At 34.2% G+C, this 18,334-nt stretch carries 15 protein-coding genes; 6 read left to right on the top strand and 9 right to left on the bottom strand.

The genetic code is table 11. The features are described from left to right. The first annotated feature begins 68 nt into the window (after positions 1-68). Both ON07_RS03945 and ON07_RS03940 read left to right on the top strand, forming a co-directional pair. Complete coding sequence (locus tag ON07_RS03945) at positions 69-464, top strand: carboxypeptidase-like regulatory domain-containing protein (RefSeq protein WP_010228379.1); 396 nt, start codon at positions 69-71, stop codon at positions 462-464. A gap of 37 nt (positions 465-501) precedes the next feature. Next, positions 502-2,463, top strand: a complete 1,962-nt coding sequence (locus tag ON07_RS03940; RefSeq protein WP_394330128.1) for an outer membrane beta-barrel protein — start codon at positions 502-504, stop codon at positions 2,461-2,463. Positions 2,464-2,603: 140 nt separating this feature from the next. Here the strand turns inward: ON07_RS03940 and ON07_RS16980 are convergent, their stop codons facing one another. The 5 genes from ON07_RS16980 to ON07_RS03915 all read right to left on the bottom strand — a co-directional run bounded on the left by ON07_RS16980 (position 2,604) and on the right by ON07_RS03915 (position 10,222). Further along, the gene (locus tag ON07_RS16980) at positions 2,604-2,993 is read right to left on the bottom strand and encodes a CPBP family intramembrane glutamic endopeptidase (protein WP_237708856.1); all 390 of its coding nucleotides are present in this window, start codon (positions 2,991-2,993) and stop codon (positions 2,604-2,606) included. A 437-nt stretch (positions 2,994-3,430) separates the two neighbouring features. Next, entirely contained in the window at positions 3,431-4,585 is a 1,155-nt protein-coding gene (locus ON07_RS03930) for a helix-turn-helix domain-containing protein (RefSeq protein WP_010228376.1), read from the bottom strand. A gap of 233 nt (positions 4,586-4,818) precedes the next feature. Beyond that, positions 4,819-5,874, bottom strand: a complete 1,056-nt coding sequence (locus tag ON07_RS03925) for an NAD(P)-dependent alcohol dehydrogenase (protein ID WP_010228375.1) — start codon at positions 5,872-5,874, stop codon at positions 4,819-4,821. Positions 5,875-6,053: 179 nt separating this feature from the next. Further along, on the bottom strand, positions 6,054-9,332 hold the full coding sequence (locus tag ON07_RS03920) for an ABC transporter permease/M1 family aminopeptidase (protein WP_010228374.1): 3,279 nt from the start codon (positions 9,330-9,332) through the stop codon (positions 6,054-6,056). Further along, a complete protein-coding gene (locus ON07_RS03915) occupies positions 9,332-10,222 on the bottom strand; it encodes an ABC transporter ATP-binding protein (protein ID WP_010228372.1) in 891 nt (296 codons plus the stop codon). Before ON07_RS03915 ends, ON07_RS03920 begins: the two co-directional genes overlap by 1 nt. Before the next feature lie 486 nt (positions 10,223-10,708). Between ON07_RS03915 and ON07_RS16975 the strand changes: the two genes are divergently transcribed. The 4 genes from ON07_RS16975 (at position 10,709) to ON07_RS03895 (ending at position 13,624) form a co-directional block, all read left to right on the top strand. Beyond that, positions 10,709-11,224 (top strand): sensor histidine kinase, encoded by a 516-nt coding sequence (locus ON07_RS16975; RefSeq protein ID WP_010228367.1) that lies wholly within the window; start codon positions 10,709-10,711, stop codon positions 11,222-11,224. Beyond that, positions 11,221-11,922 (top strand): LytR/AlgR family response regulator transcription factor, encoded by a 702-nt coding sequence (locus ON07_RS03905; RefSeq protein ID WP_010228365.1) that lies wholly within the window; start codon positions 11,221-11,223, stop codon positions 11,920-11,922. Before ON07_RS16975 ends, ON07_RS03905 begins: the two co-directional genes overlap by 4 nt. 303 nt (positions 11,923-12,225) lie before the next feature. Continuing rightward, positions 12,226-13,041: an SDR family oxidoreductase gene (locus ON07_RS03900; protein WP_010228363.1), complete on the top strand. Its 816-nt coding sequence runs from the start codon at positions 12,226-12,228 to the stop codon at positions 13,039-13,041. A 235-nt stretch (positions 13,042-13,276) separates the two neighbouring features. Beyond that, positions 13,277-13,624 (top strand): DoxX family protein, encoded by a 348-nt coding sequence (locus tag ON07_RS03895; RefSeq protein WP_010228361.1) that lies wholly within the window; start codon positions 13,277-13,279, stop codon positions 13,622-13,624. A 6-nt stretch (positions 13,625-13,630) separates the two neighbouring features. On the opposite strand, the gene ON07_RS03890 is transcribed toward ON07_RS03895, so the two are convergent. The 4 genes from ON07_RS03890 to ON07_RS03875 all read right to left on the bottom strand — a co-directional run bounded on the left by ON07_RS03890 (position 13,631) and on the right by ON07_RS03875 (position 18,192). Further along, the gene (locus ON07_RS03890; RefSeq protein ID WP_010228359.1) at positions 13,631-14,002 is read right to left on the bottom strand and encodes a DoxX family protein; all 372 of its coding nucleotides are present in this window, start codon (positions 14,000-14,002) and stop codon (positions 13,631-13,633) included. Between the two features lie 42 nt (positions 14,003-14,044). Continuing rightward, on the bottom strand, positions 14,045-14,578 hold the full coding sequence (locus tag ON07_RS03885; protein ID WP_237708855.1) for a CIA30 family protein: 534 nt from the start codon (positions 14,576-14,578) through the stop codon (positions 14,045-14,047). Positions 14,579-14,998: 420 nt separating this feature from the next. Further along, positions 14,999-17,140 (bottom strand): catalase, encoded by a 2,142-nt coding sequence (locus ON07_RS03880; protein ID WP_010228355.1) that lies wholly within the window; start codon positions 17,138-17,140, stop codon positions 14,999-15,001. Between the two features lie 479 nt (positions 17,141-17,619). After that, entirely contained in the window at positions 17,620-18,192 is a 573-nt protein-coding gene (locus ON07_RS03875; protein ID WP_010228353.1) for a PepSY-like domain-containing protein, read from the bottom strand. Between the last annotated feature and the right edge of the window lie 142 nt (positions 18,193-18,334).

The raw sequence follows: 18,334 nt of genomic DNA, 5'->3' as shown, positions 1-18,334 counted from the left end.
AGGCCAAAAACTAGTTCTCTTTTTACAAGCAGAACAGGATAACTACATCCTATAAAATCCTAAAAAACATGAAATCTTTTCTTTTGATTCTCCTTGCTACGTGCTTTTGGAGTAACATGCTTAGTCAGAATATTAATGTTTCCGGCACAATTAAAGATAAGTCTGGAGTTTCTGTAGCTTATGCAAATATTCTTTTTAAAGTCAAAGATAAGCCTGAAACTATCTTCGGGATTTTAGCAAATAAAGATGGTAGTTTTTCAATAGAGCTACCAAAACAGGAATATAATTTTGAAATTTCTATCGTTGGCTTACCTCCAACTATATCCACTCTAGATTTAAGAATCACCAAAAAAGCAATGAAACTTGGAGACATTATTATTAATACAGATGTAACATTAGATGATGTGGTTATATCCTCTAATACATCTAACTATAAAATTGAATTAGACAAAAAAAGTATATAATGTTTCAAAAGATCTTTCAGTAAATGGTGGAAGCCTAATTGATGTGATGCAGAATGTACCTTCCGTACAGGTTGAAGTAGATGGGAAAATAAGCATTAGAGGTAATTCTAGTGTTACAATTCTAGTCGATGGTCGTATTAGTGGCTTAACAGATAGCGGATCACTTTTACGAACCATCCCGGCAGGTTCAATTGATAAAGTTGAAGTGATTACAAATCCCTCCTCAAAATATAGTGCTGAAGGTTCCGGAGGCATCATTAATATCGTATTAAAAAAGGGGAAAAAGGAACGATTAAGCACGAGCTTTGAAGTGTTTTCAGGTTTACGATTAAACTCTGGAGTTAATTTAAATATTAATAATGCGAATGAAAATCACTCCTGGTATTTTAATTCCGGTTTAGGATATTCTGAACCTAAAGCTACAGGATCAATAGAACTTAAAAATTTCAGCTCTTTTCCTTCGGAGAGTTATCAGACTTCAGAAAAAATATTGAAACAATTTTATGTTACGAACAATCTTGGAGGAGAATATAAATTCAATTTGAAACATTCTATTTCAACAGATGTTACCTATCGTTTTGCCGACTTAAATACTACTAACAGTATTACTTATGAAGATTACATCAACAATAATTTATCTACTACTTCTGAAAGGTTAGATTCCGAAGAATTCCAAAACAACTTCTTACAAGTTGCCAGTGAATATAAAATGAAGCTGAATGATAATGGTTCTCAACTCAAATTAAGTGCGCTCACTCAGTCCTCCATTGAGGATGGGGATTCTAATATTATAGATCAAACTAAATTTCCACAAAATTCAACTATTGCTAATGATAGAATCGACAATGATATCAAAGACAAACGCTTTACTATTGCTTTGGACTATGTATATATTTTAAATAACAAAGCACAAATAGAATTGGGTGGAAGAAGTAGGTTTACAACTATTGATAATAACTTTCAGGTTAAACGCTTAGCTGAAAATATCGTTACCATTATCCCTGAATTTACTGATGAAACCAATTATAAAAAAAACGTTACCGCATTTTACGGACAGTATGCTAAAAGCTATGAAAAATTTAAATTTCAAGTAGGATTAAGAACAGAAACGACAAGCATCGACATCGGTTCAAATTTTAATACTAAGAAGGTTTACAGAAATTATACAGATGTGTTTCCATCTAGTTTTTTAAGCTATCAGATTAATGAGGATGATGTGCTTCGGTTTTCGATTTCACGGCGTATTCAAAGGCCAAGACGAGATGCTCTTGTTCCGTTTTCTTCGTTTAGCGATGTTAGAAAAATTTTTGTAGGTAATCCCGAGGTAAATCCGGCATATGCTGTTTTAACTGAATTAGCATACGAATCAAAATTCAATAATTCATTTTCGATCGCACCTACACTATTTTTCCGAAGAACAAATCAAGCTATGGATTACTTTATCCAAAAAGAAAATATTACTGTTAATGGTAGTGCAGAAGAAGTGTTTGTAACAAGAACGGTAAATATAGGCACAGATAAATCATATGGCCTTGAATTAGGCATTGTTTATAAGCCATTAAGTTGGTTGGGGCTCTACAATGAGGTTACTTTAAATGCTTACAGTCAAAATGGAAGCTATCAAAACACCAATTTCGATTCAGAAGGTGTTGCTTTTAGTGGAAGGTTGCACCTAAATTTTAAGGTGTCTAATTCATTTAGATTTCAATTTCAGAATAGATTTAGAGGAGCAAATAATAGAGGGCAATTATCCCGAAAAGCATTATATAGATTGGATTTTGGAATGAGTAAAAGTCTATTTAATAACAATGCCTCATTGAGCATTAACTTCAAAGATATTTTCGATAGTTGGGAATGGAACATTAGAACCAAAGGCGAAGATTTCACTCAAGAGATAAATTCACAGGTTAGAGTACCACAAATAAACGTTTCTTTTACCTATAGATTGAATCAAAAACGATATATAGGAAAAAAAGGACAACAATATGATAGGCTTTAATAATCTGTATTTTGAAAGTCAGTATTGGAATTCTTGAAATAATTAAAATTCAAAAAAAAACAATTCTATTCCTAACCCTTTCCCACATATATTCTATTCCTTTTAAAACATTCAGAATGGAATAGCTTAGGGCTAGAAAATTAACTTAAATACAACTGCAGCATTAAAATCGTATCCATGTACGCGTGTGCTAAAATTAATACCCAAATTCTCTTTTTAAGCTTTAGGTAACAAAATCCTAATGCCAATCCCATAAAACCGGTTTGAACAATTCCCATAAGTCCCCAAGTATAATGGGCTAATCCAAAAACAACTGCACTAATTACAACAGCTATTATTTTTCCTGTCTTACTACTTAATCCTAATTCGGAAATCCGGTTTATTAAAAATGCTCTATAAATAACTTCTTCTCCAAATGACGCTACGATATACGTGCCAAAAAGCGTTAGTAAAAGCATTCCTAAATTATCCTTTAAATAATTATAACTACCCATATCTGAACTTTCGGGAATACCAATAATGTTTGCCATTATTATAGAACCAATTATAAATCCTGATAATGCTAAAATGAATACTATGATTGATTGAAAAAAGATTTTGAATCCAATCCTCCAAGTGATTTTTTTAAAGCTAAATCCAAATTGACTTAAACCTTCTCCCCTTAATTTGATGCCTATAAAAACAATGCTGAGCATAACAATGTTAGCGAGCCATATAACAACTTGATTATATACAAGGTTTGAAGCTTCGTTTGATTTGAAAGTGACGATAATTAGAAATGCTAATAGAAATACTACTATTATTTCTATGATCTTCGCAAGTTTATTTTCTCTTAATAATCGCCCGAGCTTGTTTAGAAACTCGTGAGTTGATACTCTTTGGAAATAGTGTACTAATTGCATGATCTTGATATTTACTTGATTTACAATACAATATTAGATCATTCAGTAGTCTGAATAGTCCGAAATCAGGAAGTCGAACCTTTTTGAAGAGAATTTTTAAATTGTGTAGGTGTAAGTTTAGTGAATTTTTTAAAAGCTGTGTTAAATGATGATTTCGAATTAAAACCGGAATCGTACATGACTTCTTGAATAGTTTGTTTATTATCTACTTGATTAGTAAGTAACGCCTTTGCAGCTTCAACTCGATATGTGTTTACAAAATCGAAAAAATTATTTGAATATCCTTCATTAATTACTTGCGACAGCACTTTTGAAGTCATATCCAATTCAGTTGACAAATCATTAATATTTAAGTCGCTATCTAAAAATCGTTCCTTCGTTTTCATATGATTTTCTAACTTATTCATGAACAACTTAAGGTCTGTTTGGGATAAACTTGAACCTGCATATTTTTCTTTCTCTTTAAATATGGACCATGTCATCGCGCCACTTTTATTTGTAGAATGATTGAGCATCTTTAACAATACTGAATTGATGAAATAAAACATAAACAGGATCATTAATAACAAAGTAATTAATAACCCATTTTTAACTCCTAAAAATGGCAAAATTGAATGAATTAATGACAATGAAAACAGTACAATAAAGCAGTTTAATATAAATTTTAGAAGTTTGAAATTATCTTGATTAAAAGCTGAGTATAAGCTCTTTACTTTCCCAATAACATTTTTAATTTCTTGTTTAGATTTAAATAAATAATAAAAAATATGGCTCAACATCAAAAGACTTCCTATATGAAAATAAATGGGGACATGTAGATTATTAAGTTGATTAGTTACTTGAGAGATAGATTCAGTTTTAGAAAATAGAAAGATTATAATTATTATAAATAAAGATGCTAAAAATGGTATAAAATGAATAAAACTTTTCCTCTGTAGTCTAAAGTCTTTAAAAATCACAGATTGTGTAAAAAGATATAGTAATGGACCATAAGCAAACATAAATGTATCATCAATAAATAATAATTGAGGGAATTGTATGTCTATCCTAAAAATTATCAGATAGAGGTTAATTACAGCTATAGAAATCATTAAAAAAACAACAGCTAAAACCTTGTTGCTTATAGCTTTTCCTTTTTTGCTTTGAAGTAAAAAAAGTGAGACAAATAAGAATTGAAAGCCTAAAATCGAAAATAATATTTTCAATAAATTAGCGTCCATGTATAAATTATACGTTCAACGTAAATTTATTAAATTAAACATACATAATGGTATAATGAATGTCTTATATGTTTAAGATCATTTCTCGTGCATTAAGCTTCCCTCCTATATCCCGCATATTAAACTACTTCATCTATAATACAATGTTGAGCAGAATTATACTTTGTGAAAACTGAAAAAAAATCACCCATTTTCAAAACGGGTGATTTCTATTTTCAAAAACCAATTTCAAATTAATTTTTAAGCGATTTCATATCAATCACAAATCGGTACTTCACATCGCTTTTTAGCATTCGCTGGTAGGCTTTATTGATATCTTGCATTTTAATAACCTCAATATCTGAGGTGATATTATGTTCTCCGCAGAAATCTAACAGTTCCTGAGTTTCGGCAATTCCACCAATTAAAGAACCTGCAACAGACTTACGCCCCATAATCATGGGCACGGTAACCAACATAGGATTTAATGGACCTAAGTATCCTACTACTACCAGCGTACCACTGGTAGCTAAGGTATTAACATACGGGTTTAAGTCATGTTCATAAGGAACGGTATCGATAATGACATCAAAACGCCCGGCAGCATCTTCCATCTGAGCCTCATCTGTAGAAATAATCACATCATCTGTACCCAGTGCTCTGGCATCTTCTACCTTATTAGGAGATCTTGAAAATAAAGTAACATGTGCCCCAAGCGCACTTGCCAATTTGATAGCCATATGCCCTAATCCTCCTAAACCAACTACGGCTACCTTAGAACCTTTGCCCACTTTCCAATGTCTTAATGGGGACCAGGTTGTAATTCCTGCACATAAAATGGGTGCAACCCCGGCAGGATCTAAATTTTCCGGCACGCGGAGTACAAATGCTTCATCTACCACGATGTTTTCTGAATATCCGCCATGTGTATTCGTATCTAAATGTTTATCATAGCCTCCGTAAGTACCAACCCATTCCGGACAATACTGCTCTAAGTCGGCTTTACAATTTTTACAAGATCTACAGGAATCTACTAAACAGCCAAACGCCACCAAATCGCCTTTTTTATATTTCGATACTCCATCCCCTACATGAGTTACCCTGCCCACGATTTCATGTCCCGGGACAACAGGATATTGGGTCATTCCCCAATCGTTACGTGCAAAATGCAAATCGGAATGGCAAACGCCACAATATAGAATATCGATACCCACATCTTTTGAAGTGACTTCTCGTCTATCGATGTTCATTTGTTTTAAATCGGCTTCAGCCGATTCAGTGCCATAGGCTTTAACGCTCGTATTTTTCATAGTATCTGTACTTTTATGGTTGCTATAATTAGGGAGAATTCATAATCAAAATCGCTATGAATTTTAGGGAGGGAATTAAAGATACGAAATACTAATTGAAATATTTAAAAAACAAATTTATTCAGAAATATGATACTTCCCTCCTATTCTACTAGCATCTTTCATGACCTATTCTGATTTTAATTTACACTTTCAAATAAGTCACTAATTAAGTACTGTTGCGAATCTGGTGTTACATTTCTAAAATATTGAAGCAAATCTTTACTGGTAGCGTATCTCTTAGTCTTTGTTTTTAGTTTTCCATCGATCGTATTCCAATCTTCTAGAAATCTTTTTAATGCCAGATTTACCTTTTCCTCACCAATGCTTTCTTGAAGTTTGTACATAGCAATAGCACCTTTGGCATAATACACATAATCTTGATTTTCTACCAATGCTAATGCCGGTTCTTGAGATGCTTCTTTACGCTGACCCTCTCTATACTTCTCTTGCTGTAGCTTTAGAAACTGTTGAACTTTTTCTTTAGGGAAGTGTTGTTTTAATACCATTATGGCTGCATATTGAGAGAGTGTTTCTAATAAAAAGTGCTGCCCCTGCACGTTGGCTGCTTCCACTTGCAAACCAAACCATTGATGCGCCACTTCATGAACCGTTACATAAAAAGCCATATCTACATCTTGCTCGTCATCGATATCCAGAATAAATCCAATAGACTCTGAGAAGGGTATTGTCCCGGGAAATGATTGTGCAAATTCGGCATAGCGAGGAAACTCCATAATCCGCAACTGCTGATATTGATATGGGCTAAAATTCTTGCTATAATAATCCAAAGAAGCCTTCATGCCTGACATCATTCGATCTAAATTATATTCATGACCTTTATGATAATAAATTTCCAAGTCAACAGGCTGACCGATAGGGTCTGATTTCGGTTGCCATGTATCTTTTTTTAATTCATATCGCGCTGAAACAATGGAATAAAAATCTATGATGGGTTGCATCATTTTATAATGAAAATAGTTGCGGTCATTCTCTTGCCATTGCTTTAAAAGTTCGCCGGGAACAATTGCTGTTTGGTCTTTTGCTGTTCCAATCACCATTTCAAAATCAATTCCATCAGAATCACTGCCGGATCGCGCATTTAAAAGCTCATTTAGGTGCTCTCTATCTGCCTTATTTGATCGTTCGGCTAACTTATAGTCTACCCGTTCCTCATTATCGGGAAGTTCATATTTCCTGTTATAGCCTATTGTTGGCAAATCTTTATTATTAAAAAAGATGCCATTTTCCACAATATTTTCGTTCGAACCGGATTCTTCAAAACCTCTTGTGGTAAAAGTCTGTATGAAATCCATTTTAATAGTGGCACCGGGTTGCAGCGCTTCATTTAATTTATAAATTGAATAATCATATTTTTTGTATTGCGTATCTTGCCTTGCACCAGCTTCAAAAATCACATTTTCTAATTTTATATTAGCTTCTATAAGCTTCTGAATATGTATTTCTTCGATAGCTGTTTCGCATGTGTTTTTGAGCATATAATAACCTTCTACCGTGTATTCTCTTTTTGAAGGATATAATTCTACCTTCAAATTAACAGCAACAATTTTTGGTTGTGGGATGTATTCAAATTGCTTCAGTGTTTTTTCATAATCGACTCTAAATTGGGTGGCTTCAGAATTAGTCCAATACTCGTTTACAATATTGGTATTATAAAAAATATAACCTCCAAGAAGTATAAAGGCAAAAACCAAGACACTCGCAAATTTCAGCAATGCTATACTCAACCGACTACTGCTCGCTTTTAATCGTTTTAAAAAGTTGGTTTCTGTGCCTCTGGTTAAAAATAATGATGCTATTACAAGAAGTATCATTCCGAAGAGAAACCAATAGGTTTTTATAAAAAGATAGGGTCTTAAAAAATGTCCGTAGCCATTCATATCTGAATAACTTGCTAAAGCGTCTCCTCCAAAGAAATATAGATCATGGTCAAACCCAAATAATCCCAATGCCACGTTGCAGATAAAAAACATCAATACAAGGAGAACTCCTATGAATTTATGATTCGTGATGGCTTGAATGAAAAAAGCTATAAATGTGTAAAGTGCCAAAAATGGAAAGATTTCCAGAAAGAAGCCGTATAAATATACTTGTAGCTCATAGTTATAATAGCCACTTATGGTTTGAAAAATAATTCCCGAAACAATTAAAGATATCATTAAGACAACATAGATAAGTAGCAAGCCTATATATTTTCCTAACAGATTTATAAAACTTGCAACCGGAGTAGCATCACAAATCAAGTTTAACTTTGCCGATCGCTCTTTCCAGATAAGTTCTCCGGAATAGAAAACCAAAATGATAATAAAGAAGTAGATGGAGGTTTGCTGGAGCTCTTCAACAATAAAATAGGTTGCGGGATAACTATCTACGCCATATACGGTCCCGAGATTTACTGAATTAATGAGAATAATGATCATGCCGCAAATAACAATAGCCCAAAATGAAGCTTGCTTACAGATACTTTTAAAATAAAACCAAGAAAAGTGCATTAACTGATTCCACTTCAATAAAATTCCTTGCTGTACTTGAACCTCCGGAATAGCAATATTTTTATTAGTATATTTTTGTATAGTATCTACCTGTTGTTTTTTCGACTTAATTCGCTTGGTTTTTATAACATTGAAATCGAATTTCTTATAGCCAAAGACTAAGGTTAAAAGACCCAGGCTTAACCATACTAATTTATTATAAAATAGCACTCCGTTAAAAGGGATGAGCTGCGAGTTGGTTTCTAAGGTAGTCCAAGACTCCGTTGCGAGAGACAAGGTGGTTAAAGAAAACGGATCTAAAAGTGCTTGTAAATACTCATTGGAAATGGCTTTTGTAAGCATAAAGACCACAAAAAAGATGATACCTTGGGTGTATACCACCGCAAGATTTCTACTTAGTGCACCACTAACAAAAAACAAACTTGCTCCAAAAAATAAAATTGGGAGAGTAATGGTTATAAAAGATTGCAGATATGCCAATAAATTAAAGTCCAATAAATCCTTTGGATCTTGCCAAGGCATAAATTCGCCGACAATCATTCCGAAGAAAATACTACTAAACACGAACAGTAAAACGCTAAAGGATCCTAAAAACCGACCCAATAAATAGTCCTTTTTAGTAATAGGGTTTATAAACATGAGCGATTCCATTTGATACTCGAAATCCCTTAAAACAGAAACTCCCATGATCATAGAAGCAAGAATCATAAAGATTCCCGTGATGGCTCCCATTGCCTTTGCAATTACCAAAGGAGCATTTTTTTTGATGCCTCCTATTTCTGCTCCTTGAAAAATAAAATCGACTCCTACAATGGAGAACAAAAAGAGAAAAATAAAAAACACATACGTGTCCGGGCGTTTTATTCTATATGCGATTTCGAATTTAAAAATATTATACCACATCATTATATTATAACTTTAGGATGAGTATTGCTTAAGATCTGCGAGAAGTAGACATCCTCTAAATCTGCTGCTATAGGAGAAAAACCATTTCTTGGATCTACTTCACTAAGAATATGAATGATGGGTTTCCCGAGAAATAAAGTTTCACTAATTACTTGATAGTTCTGTTTGTAATCTTCCAATTCATGCTTGGTAATGGTCTTTTTATACACCTTGCCATATAGTTCGTCTATAAGTTTTAAAGGCTCTCCCTTAAGTAAAACCTGACCTTGATTTATAATGGCCATGTTGGTGCATAGTTCCTTTACATCATCAACTATATGAGTAGAAAGAATTACAACCGTATTTTCACCCAGTTCGCTTAGTACATTATAAAACCGATTTCGCTCTAGAGGATCCAATCCAGCGGTAGGTTCATCTACAATAAGAAGTTTTGGGTTGTTGATTAAGGCTTGGGCAATTCCAAAGCGCTGTTTCATTCCACCGGAAAAGCCACTTAAGTTTAAGTTTCTAACATCATAAAGATTTGTTTTGTGCAGTAAAGCTGCTACTAATTCTTTACGTTCATTTTTATTGGTAATGCCCTTAAGAACTGCAAGATGATTCAGCAAAACTTCAGCAGATATTTTGGGATACAAACCAAACTGCTGCGGTAGATATCCCAAAACCTGTCTGATCTCATTTTTCTGCTTCAACAAGTCTAGGTCGCCTAGCGTAATAGCACCGGAATCTGCTTCCTGCAAAGTGGCTAATGTTCGCATTAGTGTAGATTTCCCGGCACCATTTGGACCTAATAATCCAAACATTCCGGTGGGAATTTCGAGAAAAATTGTATCTAAGGCTCTAATTCCGTTGGAATAGGTTTTAGATAGGTTATTGATAATGAGTTCCATGCTGTTCATTTTTAGATTGATGAAGCAAACATATCCCTGAGGCAATCATTTATAAAAGAAAAGTGACGTATAGAGTTCTTAGGAGTTTACAAAACGCTCCAAATTCCATAAAGTTGCTTTATCCCTTCGGGTATGTTATTTATCCCTATGTTGGAGGTGTTTGTCCACTAATTTGTTTGAAGTATTTTATTTATCTATTATTGAACATGATTGTAAAAATTAGAAAACAGATGAAGCGCATTCCCGGTTGGCTAAATTGGGGAGTGCTAATTTTTATGGGTTTAATAATAATCGTATTTAACGATGCCTTTGGCAGTAATGAACCCTTTGTAATTATCTCTTTTTTATATTTCATATTCATGTTCTTTTTACTTTTAAGATGGATTTTTAAACAGGTAAAATCTATTATCAGGCTAAAAAATGAGAAGACTAAAACCGAATTGCTGCATTTAAAAAGTCAGGTAAATCCGCACTTTTTTTTTTAATATGCTGAATAACCTTTATGGTTTGGTAGCTAAGGATCAACAAAAGGCGCAAGAATTAATTTTGAAGCTATCAGATATGATGCGCTACAGTATTTATGATGGGCAAAAGGAAACCGTGCTTTTATCTGAAGAAATAAGTTACCTGCAAAACTATATAGCCTTGCATAAAATGCGATATCATAAAACGATTGATGTTGTATTTAACCATGAGATTAAGGAGGAGGATCATAAGATCATGCCGCTTCTTTTTATAATCCTTTTAGAGAATGCCTTTAAACATGGAGTGGAAAATTTAAGAGAGAATGCGTATGTTTATATCAATCTGACATCAGAAAAAAATAAAGTGCATTTTGATATCGAAAATAATTTTGATGCCAGCTTAGAGAACGAGCAACAAGGAATTGGGTTACAAAACTTAAAGCGCAGACTAGAATTGGTATATCCTAAAAGACATTTGCTGTCATTTTCTAAATCTGATACTATCTATAAGGCACAACTGACTATCAAAAAATTATGATCAAGTATATTATCATAGACGACGAGCATATTGCTCATGATATTATAAAAGGTTATTGCGATCTGCTGCCAAATATGGAATTTATGGCACAGTGTTACGATGCTATTGAAGCTTTGGAATACTTAAGCAAAAACACGGTAGACCTTATTTTTTTAGATCTTAATATGCCTAAATTGAAAGGCTTCGATTTTTTGAAGACTTTATCTTCTCCTCCAAAGATTATAGTTTCAACAGCATATAGCGAATTTGCATTGGAAAGTTATGAGTTGAATGTGGTAGATTATCTCTTAAAACCCTTCAGTTTTGAGCGTTTTTTAAAAGCAGTGAACAAGGTGAATAAACCAGCAGTTGCTCCCGCTAAACAAACTTCAGCAGTAGAAAATGAAATAACGCCGAATCAGTTATTTCTTAGGCAGAACAAAAGCTATATTCAGGTTAATTTAAACAACATTTTATATCTGGAAGCATCAGGAAATTATACCAAGGTGGCGACAGTAGATGAAACGATTAGCATTAGAGAGAAAATTTCAGAAATGATAGAATCCTTGCCGAAGGATGAATTTCTTCAGGTTCATAAATCCTTTGCAGTAGCTACGAGACATATTAAAAGTATTGAAGGCAATAGAATCTTTATTGGGGAAGCTATTATTCCCATTGGGAAACTATATAAAATGAATGTGAATAATTTAGTGCGCTAAGCTAGCATTCCTCTCCCGCCCAAATATGATACTTTCCATCTTCCTCAATTAATAAAATACAAAATAGAGCCCAACCTGAATCTCAATAATGTTTATCTTTTTTGAAATGAATTAAAAAACCATCTTTTGATGGCTTATGCACTCCGACTTCGCTCAAAAAAAACTAAAGTCTATAACTTCTTCCATATGGAGGTTTCAGCCTATGATTATTAAACACAAGTTAATAGCAGTCCTAAAATATGCTAAAAACCGAAGGGCTAGGCTAGTTTGTTTTATCTTGTTGTAAAACCAAAAAATATGAGCATGAAGACAATTTTAATTACAGGAGCGGGATCGGGATTAGGTAAAGGAACGGCTTTGGGCCTTGCGGCAAAAGGACATAAAGTAATTGCCGGAGTTCACAAATGGGAACAAAAATCCAGATTACTAGAAGACACGAAGAAAGCAGGTTTAGAAGCCAATATAGAGATTATTAAATTGAATATTTTAGATCCTATGGATTGCCAGAAAGCCTGGGAATACGATATAGATATTTTGGTAAACAATGCAGGAATTGGACATTCCGGGCCGGTTTCTGAAATGCCTGTAGAATTAATTCGGGAAGTGATGGAAACCAATGTATTCTCTACCTTAGAATTTGCACAACCTTTTATTAAAAAGATGATAGAAAAAGGAACAGGTAAAATTGTATTTGTATCCTCTGTCGCCGGATTAACTACTTCTCCATATTTAGGCGCCTATAATGCCTCAAAACATGCATTAGAGGCGATTGTACAATCCTTAAGGGATGAGCTAACGCCAATGGGATTAACTGTGGCAACTATTAATCCAGGACCTTTCGATACAGGTTTTAACGATAGGATGTACGATAATTATGTGCAATGGTTTAATGAAGACTATCATTTTACACCTAAAAAGAAAATTGAAGCAGCTGCGAAAGAAATGGCTGAAAATCAATTCGATCCCAAAGAGATGATCGATAAAATGGTGGAAGTGATCCCTCAGGAAACTCAAGAGTTTAGAACTATTTTGCCAACAGATTTTGTGGCGATGTGCAAAGAATATCAGGAAAACCAGTATAAGGTGAAATCTGATACCGTAACTCCCTCAAAAAAATAGAATTTTTAATAGAATTTATAAATCCCGAGAAGCTTAGGTTTTTCGGGGTTTATTCATGCTTTGTAGTTTTCTGTTTAAATTTATTCACAGGAATATGAATAAATCCAATTTTCCTTCAAATTCATTTAATTGATATTGATCCATATTTCATCAAAAATTAAAGAATACTAGGTTATCTTGCTAGGGTAATATAAAACCTCTTGCATTCTTTTAATATAGAAGTCATAGAAAATACATGAGCTTAATTACTATCCTGACACTTATTTCAGCAATTTCATTTCTTTTCTTCGGTTTCGCTTGTTTTTTTAATCCCGTTTTAAAATCTGAATTTGTAAGATATGGTTTTAAGAGCTCCAGAAAGCTGGTAGGTGTATTGCAGTTGTTGGGTGCTCTAGGTCTATTCTTGGGTTATTTATTTTCCCCAATACTTCAAGCGATTGCCGCGTTAGGGCTTTCCATACTAATGATATTAGGCTTCTTAGTCCGATTAAATATTCGAGATTCCGTAATTCAATCTGCACCTTCCTTAATTTATGCTATGCTGAATGCAGTTATATTTATGATGCTATTTGATATAATATAATCTTTGCTAATAAAAAATTGGGAAGGCTATATATAAGCACATAATTAAAAACAAAAAAGCAGGGAGAGATTTCTTTAATGGATCTTGAATCTTTAAATGCATCACAATAGATCCCAATAATAGCGAAGCTAATCCCAATGCACAAACTTGTTTCAGTTCAGGATACCAAATAGCAACTAAAAGTCCAATTGCAAACAAAACTTTTAAAGTTCCAATTACATAGCATGACCATACTGGTAATCCATAAACTTTAAATTCTTCAATAATCGTTGTAGCGTTACCACCACGCCATTGGGTGTTTTTCTTATTCTGTATTAGCCATACATTCAATATGCTTAATGCGACGATACATTGTAATATAATAGAAATATAATCCATCTTTTATGTTCTTTTAGTTATTAATTAATAGTTTATGCGAGATTAGTCTAATAGAATACTTTCAATTTGTAATGAGAAAGATTCTTTTTTCTTGTTACCAAATAATATTGCGATTTCATCCATTACTTCACCAGAATAATTTGGTTTGTCTAAATTATAACCTCTAAAACTTGGGTAGAATGAATTGAATGGAATTTTTATAGTTTCCCATTCTTCACTAGTACTAAAAATTGTTATATAAGAATATCTTTGGGAAGATTTTTCTTTAATCCTGAGTTGGTACTTCTTACCATCCCCTTTTACTCTTAGAACCACTTGTTTAAAATTAGAAACATTTTTTCTTTCAAATGCTAAACGTATTGAAGAGAAACCACCGTTATTCTCTGTAGTTACATAACCTTTAAAATGGCCATAACCAGATTCGTTAATTGATATTGATCCTTTGGAGAGTCCACCCATCACTCCATCATTTACCACATACCAGTTAGTTGTATTTTGTTCTTTTTTAAAATCAAAAATATATTGTGCATTGTTTTGAAACATAAGACTTATTATTAAAATAAATATTGATTTCATAGAAATGTTTAACTAAATAAATTATTTGTTAAACAAAACAAAGGAATACTATGTTGATAATAAAATGTTTAACTGTTTTTTGGGTAAACTTTCATTTTCTAAAAATTTTTTTTTTACTTGTAGATAGCTTAAAACCAATTTGATCCCAAAGAGATGATTGATAAAATGGTGAAAGTGATCCCTCAGGAAACAAAAGAGTTTAGAACTATACTTCCAAAGATTTTGTAGCGATGTGCAAAGAATATCAGGAGAACCAGTATAAAGTGAAATCTGATGCTGTAACTAAAGCTTTAAATGCACTTATAGATTCTGAGAAACCTATGTCATTTTTATTCTCCTGATAGTCAACAGGGATTTAAAATAGAAACAATAAAAAACCACCCTACTGGATGGTTTTTAAACATTAAATTTTTGAATAATTTAAACAGGGACAGAATCCGAAACGCTTCTTCGCTCCCAGTTGCGGTGTTTCGCCATGCTTTTCTTAAAAGCTTCCGGTTTGTCATTTACGTGAATGGCTTTGTCCTTCATATGGTCTTTTACAAAACTGGATTTTAACAAGCGCTCCCCTTCTCCATCGGCGGCAATTGCTTTACAATGTTTAAAGGTTTCATTCACAAACTTTATAAATTTGGCTTGCTTCAGCAATGCATCTACAGAGGCTTTTCCATCAGGAATATAAAGGGCATCAAAAAGCACACTTTCGGTGGTCATGATCGCAGAGTCCACTTTGTGCTCGTTCTTATCGGAATCCTTTATAGTGCCTCCATGTGGCGCAACTAGTTTCGCCATGGCTCCTTCTTTCTCCAACATTGTTTTCATCGCCTTTAAGCTTTTAGCATCAAATCCATCTGCCAACAAGACGGCAACTTGTCTTGTAGCAATGCTATCGAATTTAGTGTTCGCCTGGCTCAAGGCCGGAGAAGCATCCAGATAATTTTTCTTTGCTCCCGGTTCGTGCTTTTTAGAATCGGCATCGGCACCTATCGCCTGATTAATAGGTTTTTCGATATTTTTAGGAATTTTCATTCCTAAACCTTCTGCTACTTTTTCAGCAAGGTCTTTATCTATTTGTGCTATTACCCATAGCATACGCTCCTTAATATGATCCTGGGTACATTTGCCAAGTTCAAAAGTATAAGCTCCTGCAACGTGTTCCTGTTCCCATGCCGCTAAGCTTCGGTAAAAGAGTGCGGGCTGCGAGAAATGATCACTAAAGCTTTCACTTCTAGTCCGAATCTTTTTAGCATCTATGCGCTCCTCGTAAGAATGAAAAGCTCCTTCAGACATTTTTGCTAAATGTGGACAGCCACCGGTTAGCGAATTCGGGAAATACGCTGTTTGTCCCTTCGGAATACTCGTTTGCATTTGTCCATCCCGCTGGTTATTATGGATAGGCACCACCGGACTATTTATAGGAATTTGATGAAAATTAGGCGTTCCCAAACGAGAGAGTTGAGTATCTCTATAAGAGAACAAACGCCCTTGCAAAAGTGGATCGTTGGTAAAGTCTATTCCAGGAACAATATGTCCCGGCAAGAAAGCCACCTGCTCGGTCTCTGCAAAGAAATTTTCCGGATTTCTATTCAAGGTCATTTTCCCAACGATGGTTACAGGAACCATTTCTTCGGGGATCAGTTTAGTTGGATCCAATAAATCGAATTCAAATTTATGTTCGTCTGCGTCTGGAACAATTTGCATCCCTAACTCCCATTCCGGATACTGTCCAGCTTCTATAGCTTCCCATAAATCCCGACGGTGAAAATCGGCATCGGCGCCATTGATTTTTACAGCTTCTTCCCAGGTTACAGAATGCACTCCTAAAACCGGTTTCCAATGAAATTTCACAAAATGAGATTCGTTTTTGTCGTTTATCAATCTAAACGTATGAATTCCAAATCCTTCCATCATCCTAAAACTACGCGGAATGGCGCGATCACTCATCGCCCAGATATGGTTATGCAAGGTTTCTGTAGTTCTCGAAACAAAATCATAAAAAGTATCGTGGGCAGAGGCTGCCTGCGGAATTTCATTATTAGGTTCCGGTTTTACAGAGTGTATCAAATCCGGGAACTTCATGGCGTCCTGAATAAAAAAAATCGGCATATTATTACCTACTAAATCCCAAGTACCTTCTTCTGTATACAATTTAACTGCAAATCCACGCACATCACGAGCTAGATCTGGAGAGCCTTTAGAACCTGCAACCGTAGAAAATCGAACAAATACCGGCGTACGTCTATTGGTATCGGTAAAAATTCCCGCCTTAGTATATTTGGACATGTCTTTAGTTAGTTCGAAATATCCGTGTGCAGCACTTCCTCGTGCATGTACAATTCGTTCCGGAATTCGTTCGTGATCGAAGCTAGTAATCTTTTCCCTGAGAAGAAAATCTTCTAGTAAGGTAGAACCTCGCTCCCCTGCTTTTAGCGAATTATTAGTGTCGTTTACTTTAAGCCCTTGATTGGTGGTCATGGTCATATTTTCCATTTCCCAATGATCCTTTTTCAACTGCTCAATCTTTTTGGTGTCTGAAGAATCTTGCTTCTTTTTCTTTGCCATTTTTGTTGATTTTAGTTAGTGTGAACTATGTTTTTATGATTAAAATTTCGTTAGGGATTTTTGCGTGCTACTAAAATTAAACATAATACCAACTAGAGACAATTATTTAAGATGCATTTAGGCTTTGCTTAAATGCCGTTTAAAAAATGAGGAAAACAAATACTGATTTGCCTTGAAGAATGCATTTATAAATGCTTTTAAGATTTTGAGTTGAAACAGTTTCTTGATGGTTGCTGTTTGGCACTCTAAGGATAAAAGACTACTAATTTCCATTGCTGAAGAAATTTTAAATGACTTATAGATTGTCCTTAATATATCAGATTGAAATAAGCTATACCCACTAAAAAGAGGAATGGCCTTAGAAGGAATCCTTCAAAGGCCATTATATTGAATGCGATCGCATCCTTTTTATTTTCTTCTGATTTTATTACTCAATTATTCTGAGCATCACTTATCTAATAGGATAGCGCTTTTAAAGTCTAATTTATAATCGTACCATCTTCCCGAAACATGACGTCCATATTCTTTCCTTTTTGCTTGAATTCCACATCATAAAAAATGCCTTTTTCTGCACTATCTACTCGCTCCACCTCAGTGATCTCACGATCTGAATATTTTTCTTCTATTACCTTTTTAATTGCTGTAGGAAGGTTCTTTGTTTTAATATCGTTTTCGGTTTCTACCCAAGAACCATCTGCATTGAAGTCGGCGCGGTATTTTTCACCATCAATTTTAAAATGAGATTCCCAGTAACCGTGTTCATCTTGTTTCCAATCTGGATCATTCTCTCCCGGATATTTCTTTTCAAAGGCTAATTGCACCGCTTCCGGTACACCGCTTTTCTCTTTTTTATTATTCTCCTGACAGCTTACAACTCCTACTGTTAAAAAGCTAAATAATACTAAAAACCGTTTCATATCTATTTCTTTAGATAGTAAAACTAGCAAGACCAAATAGAAATTTGGCTTAAGAAACTCATAAAATCCAGAAAATACATGTTCGAATTCTTTTGCCCGTAATAATATTGCGTCATGCTGAACTTGTTTCAGCATCTTAGTAGTAATGGAGAAGACACTTCGACAAGCTCAGTGTGACAGAGAGGTGAGATGTAATTCTGTTCCGATCGCTATCGGGATGTCGATAAAGATCTATTTAATTCTTATGATTGTTCATTTTTTTGCTTGTCCAAAAAAA

The sequence above is a fragment of the Gillisia marina genome (genome assembly GCF_000258765.1).
Lineage (GTDB): Bacteria > Bacteroidota > Bacteroidia > Flavobacteriales > Flavobacteriaceae > Gillisia > Gillisia marina.
The sequence above is the reverse complement of the archived record's forward strand: the minus strand, read 5'-3'. Positions and strand labels throughout refer to the sequence as shown.

What these genes read in the sequence shown, in the direction of transcription:
- ON07_RS03920 (WP_010228374.1), bottom strand. Translation starts at nt 9,332, where the DNA reads ATGATGTGGTATAATATTTTTAAATTCGAAATCGCATATAGAATAAAA.
- ON07_RS03945 (WP_010228379.1), top strand. Translation starts at nt 69, where the DNA reads ATGAAATCTTTTCTTTTGATTCTCCTTGCTACGTGCTTTTGGAGTAAC.
- ON07_RS16980 (WP_237708856.1), bottom strand. Translation starts at nt 2,993, where the DNA reads ATGGCAAACATTATTGGTATTCCCGAAAGTTCAGATATGGGTAGTTAT.
- ON07_RS16975 (WP_010228367.1), top strand. Translation starts at nt 10,709, where the DNA reads ATGCTGAATAACCTTTATGGTTTGGTAGCTAAGGATCAACAAAAGGCG.
- ON07_RS03885 (WP_237708855.1), bottom strand. Translation starts at nt 14,578, where the DNA reads ATGAAATCAATATTTATTTTAATAATAAGTCTTATGTTTCAAAACAAT.
- ON07_RS03915 (WP_010228372.1), bottom strand. Translation starts at nt 10,222, where the DNA reads ATGGAACTCATTATCAATAACCTATCTAAAACCTATTCCAACGGAATT.
- ON07_RS03900 (WP_010228363.1), top strand. Translation starts at nt 12,226, where the DNA reads ATGAAGACAATTTTAATTACAGGAGCGGGATCGGGATTAGGTAAAGGA.
- ON07_RS03925 (WP_010228375.1), bottom strand. Translation starts at nt 5,874, where the DNA reads ATGAAAAATACGAGCGTTAAAGCCTATGGCACTGAATCGGCTGAAGCC.
- ON07_RS03895 (WP_010228361.1), top strand. Translation starts at nt 13,277, where the DNA reads ATGAGCTTAATTACTATCCTGACACTTATTTCAGCAATTTCATTTCTT.
- ON07_RS03880 (WP_010228355.1), bottom strand. Translation starts at nt 17,140, where the DNA reads ATGGCAAAGAAAAAGAAGCAAGATTCTTCAGACACCAAAAAGATTGAG.
- ON07_RS03875 (WP_010228353.1), bottom strand. Translation starts at nt 18,192, where the DNA reads ATGCTGAAACAAGTTCAGCATGACGCAATATTATTACGGGCAAAAGAA.
- ON07_RS03930 (WP_010228376.1), bottom strand. Translation starts at nt 4,585, where the DNA reads ATGGACGCTAATTTATTGAAAATATTATTTTCGATTTTAGGCTTTCAA.
- ON07_RS03905 (WP_010228365.1), top strand. Translation starts at nt 11,221, where the DNA reads ATGATCAAGTATATTATCATAGACGACGAGCATATTGCTCATGATATT.
- ON07_RS03890 (WP_010228359.1), bottom strand. Translation starts at nt 14,002, where the DNA reads ATGGATTATATTTCTATTATATTACAATGTATCGTCGCATTAAGCATA.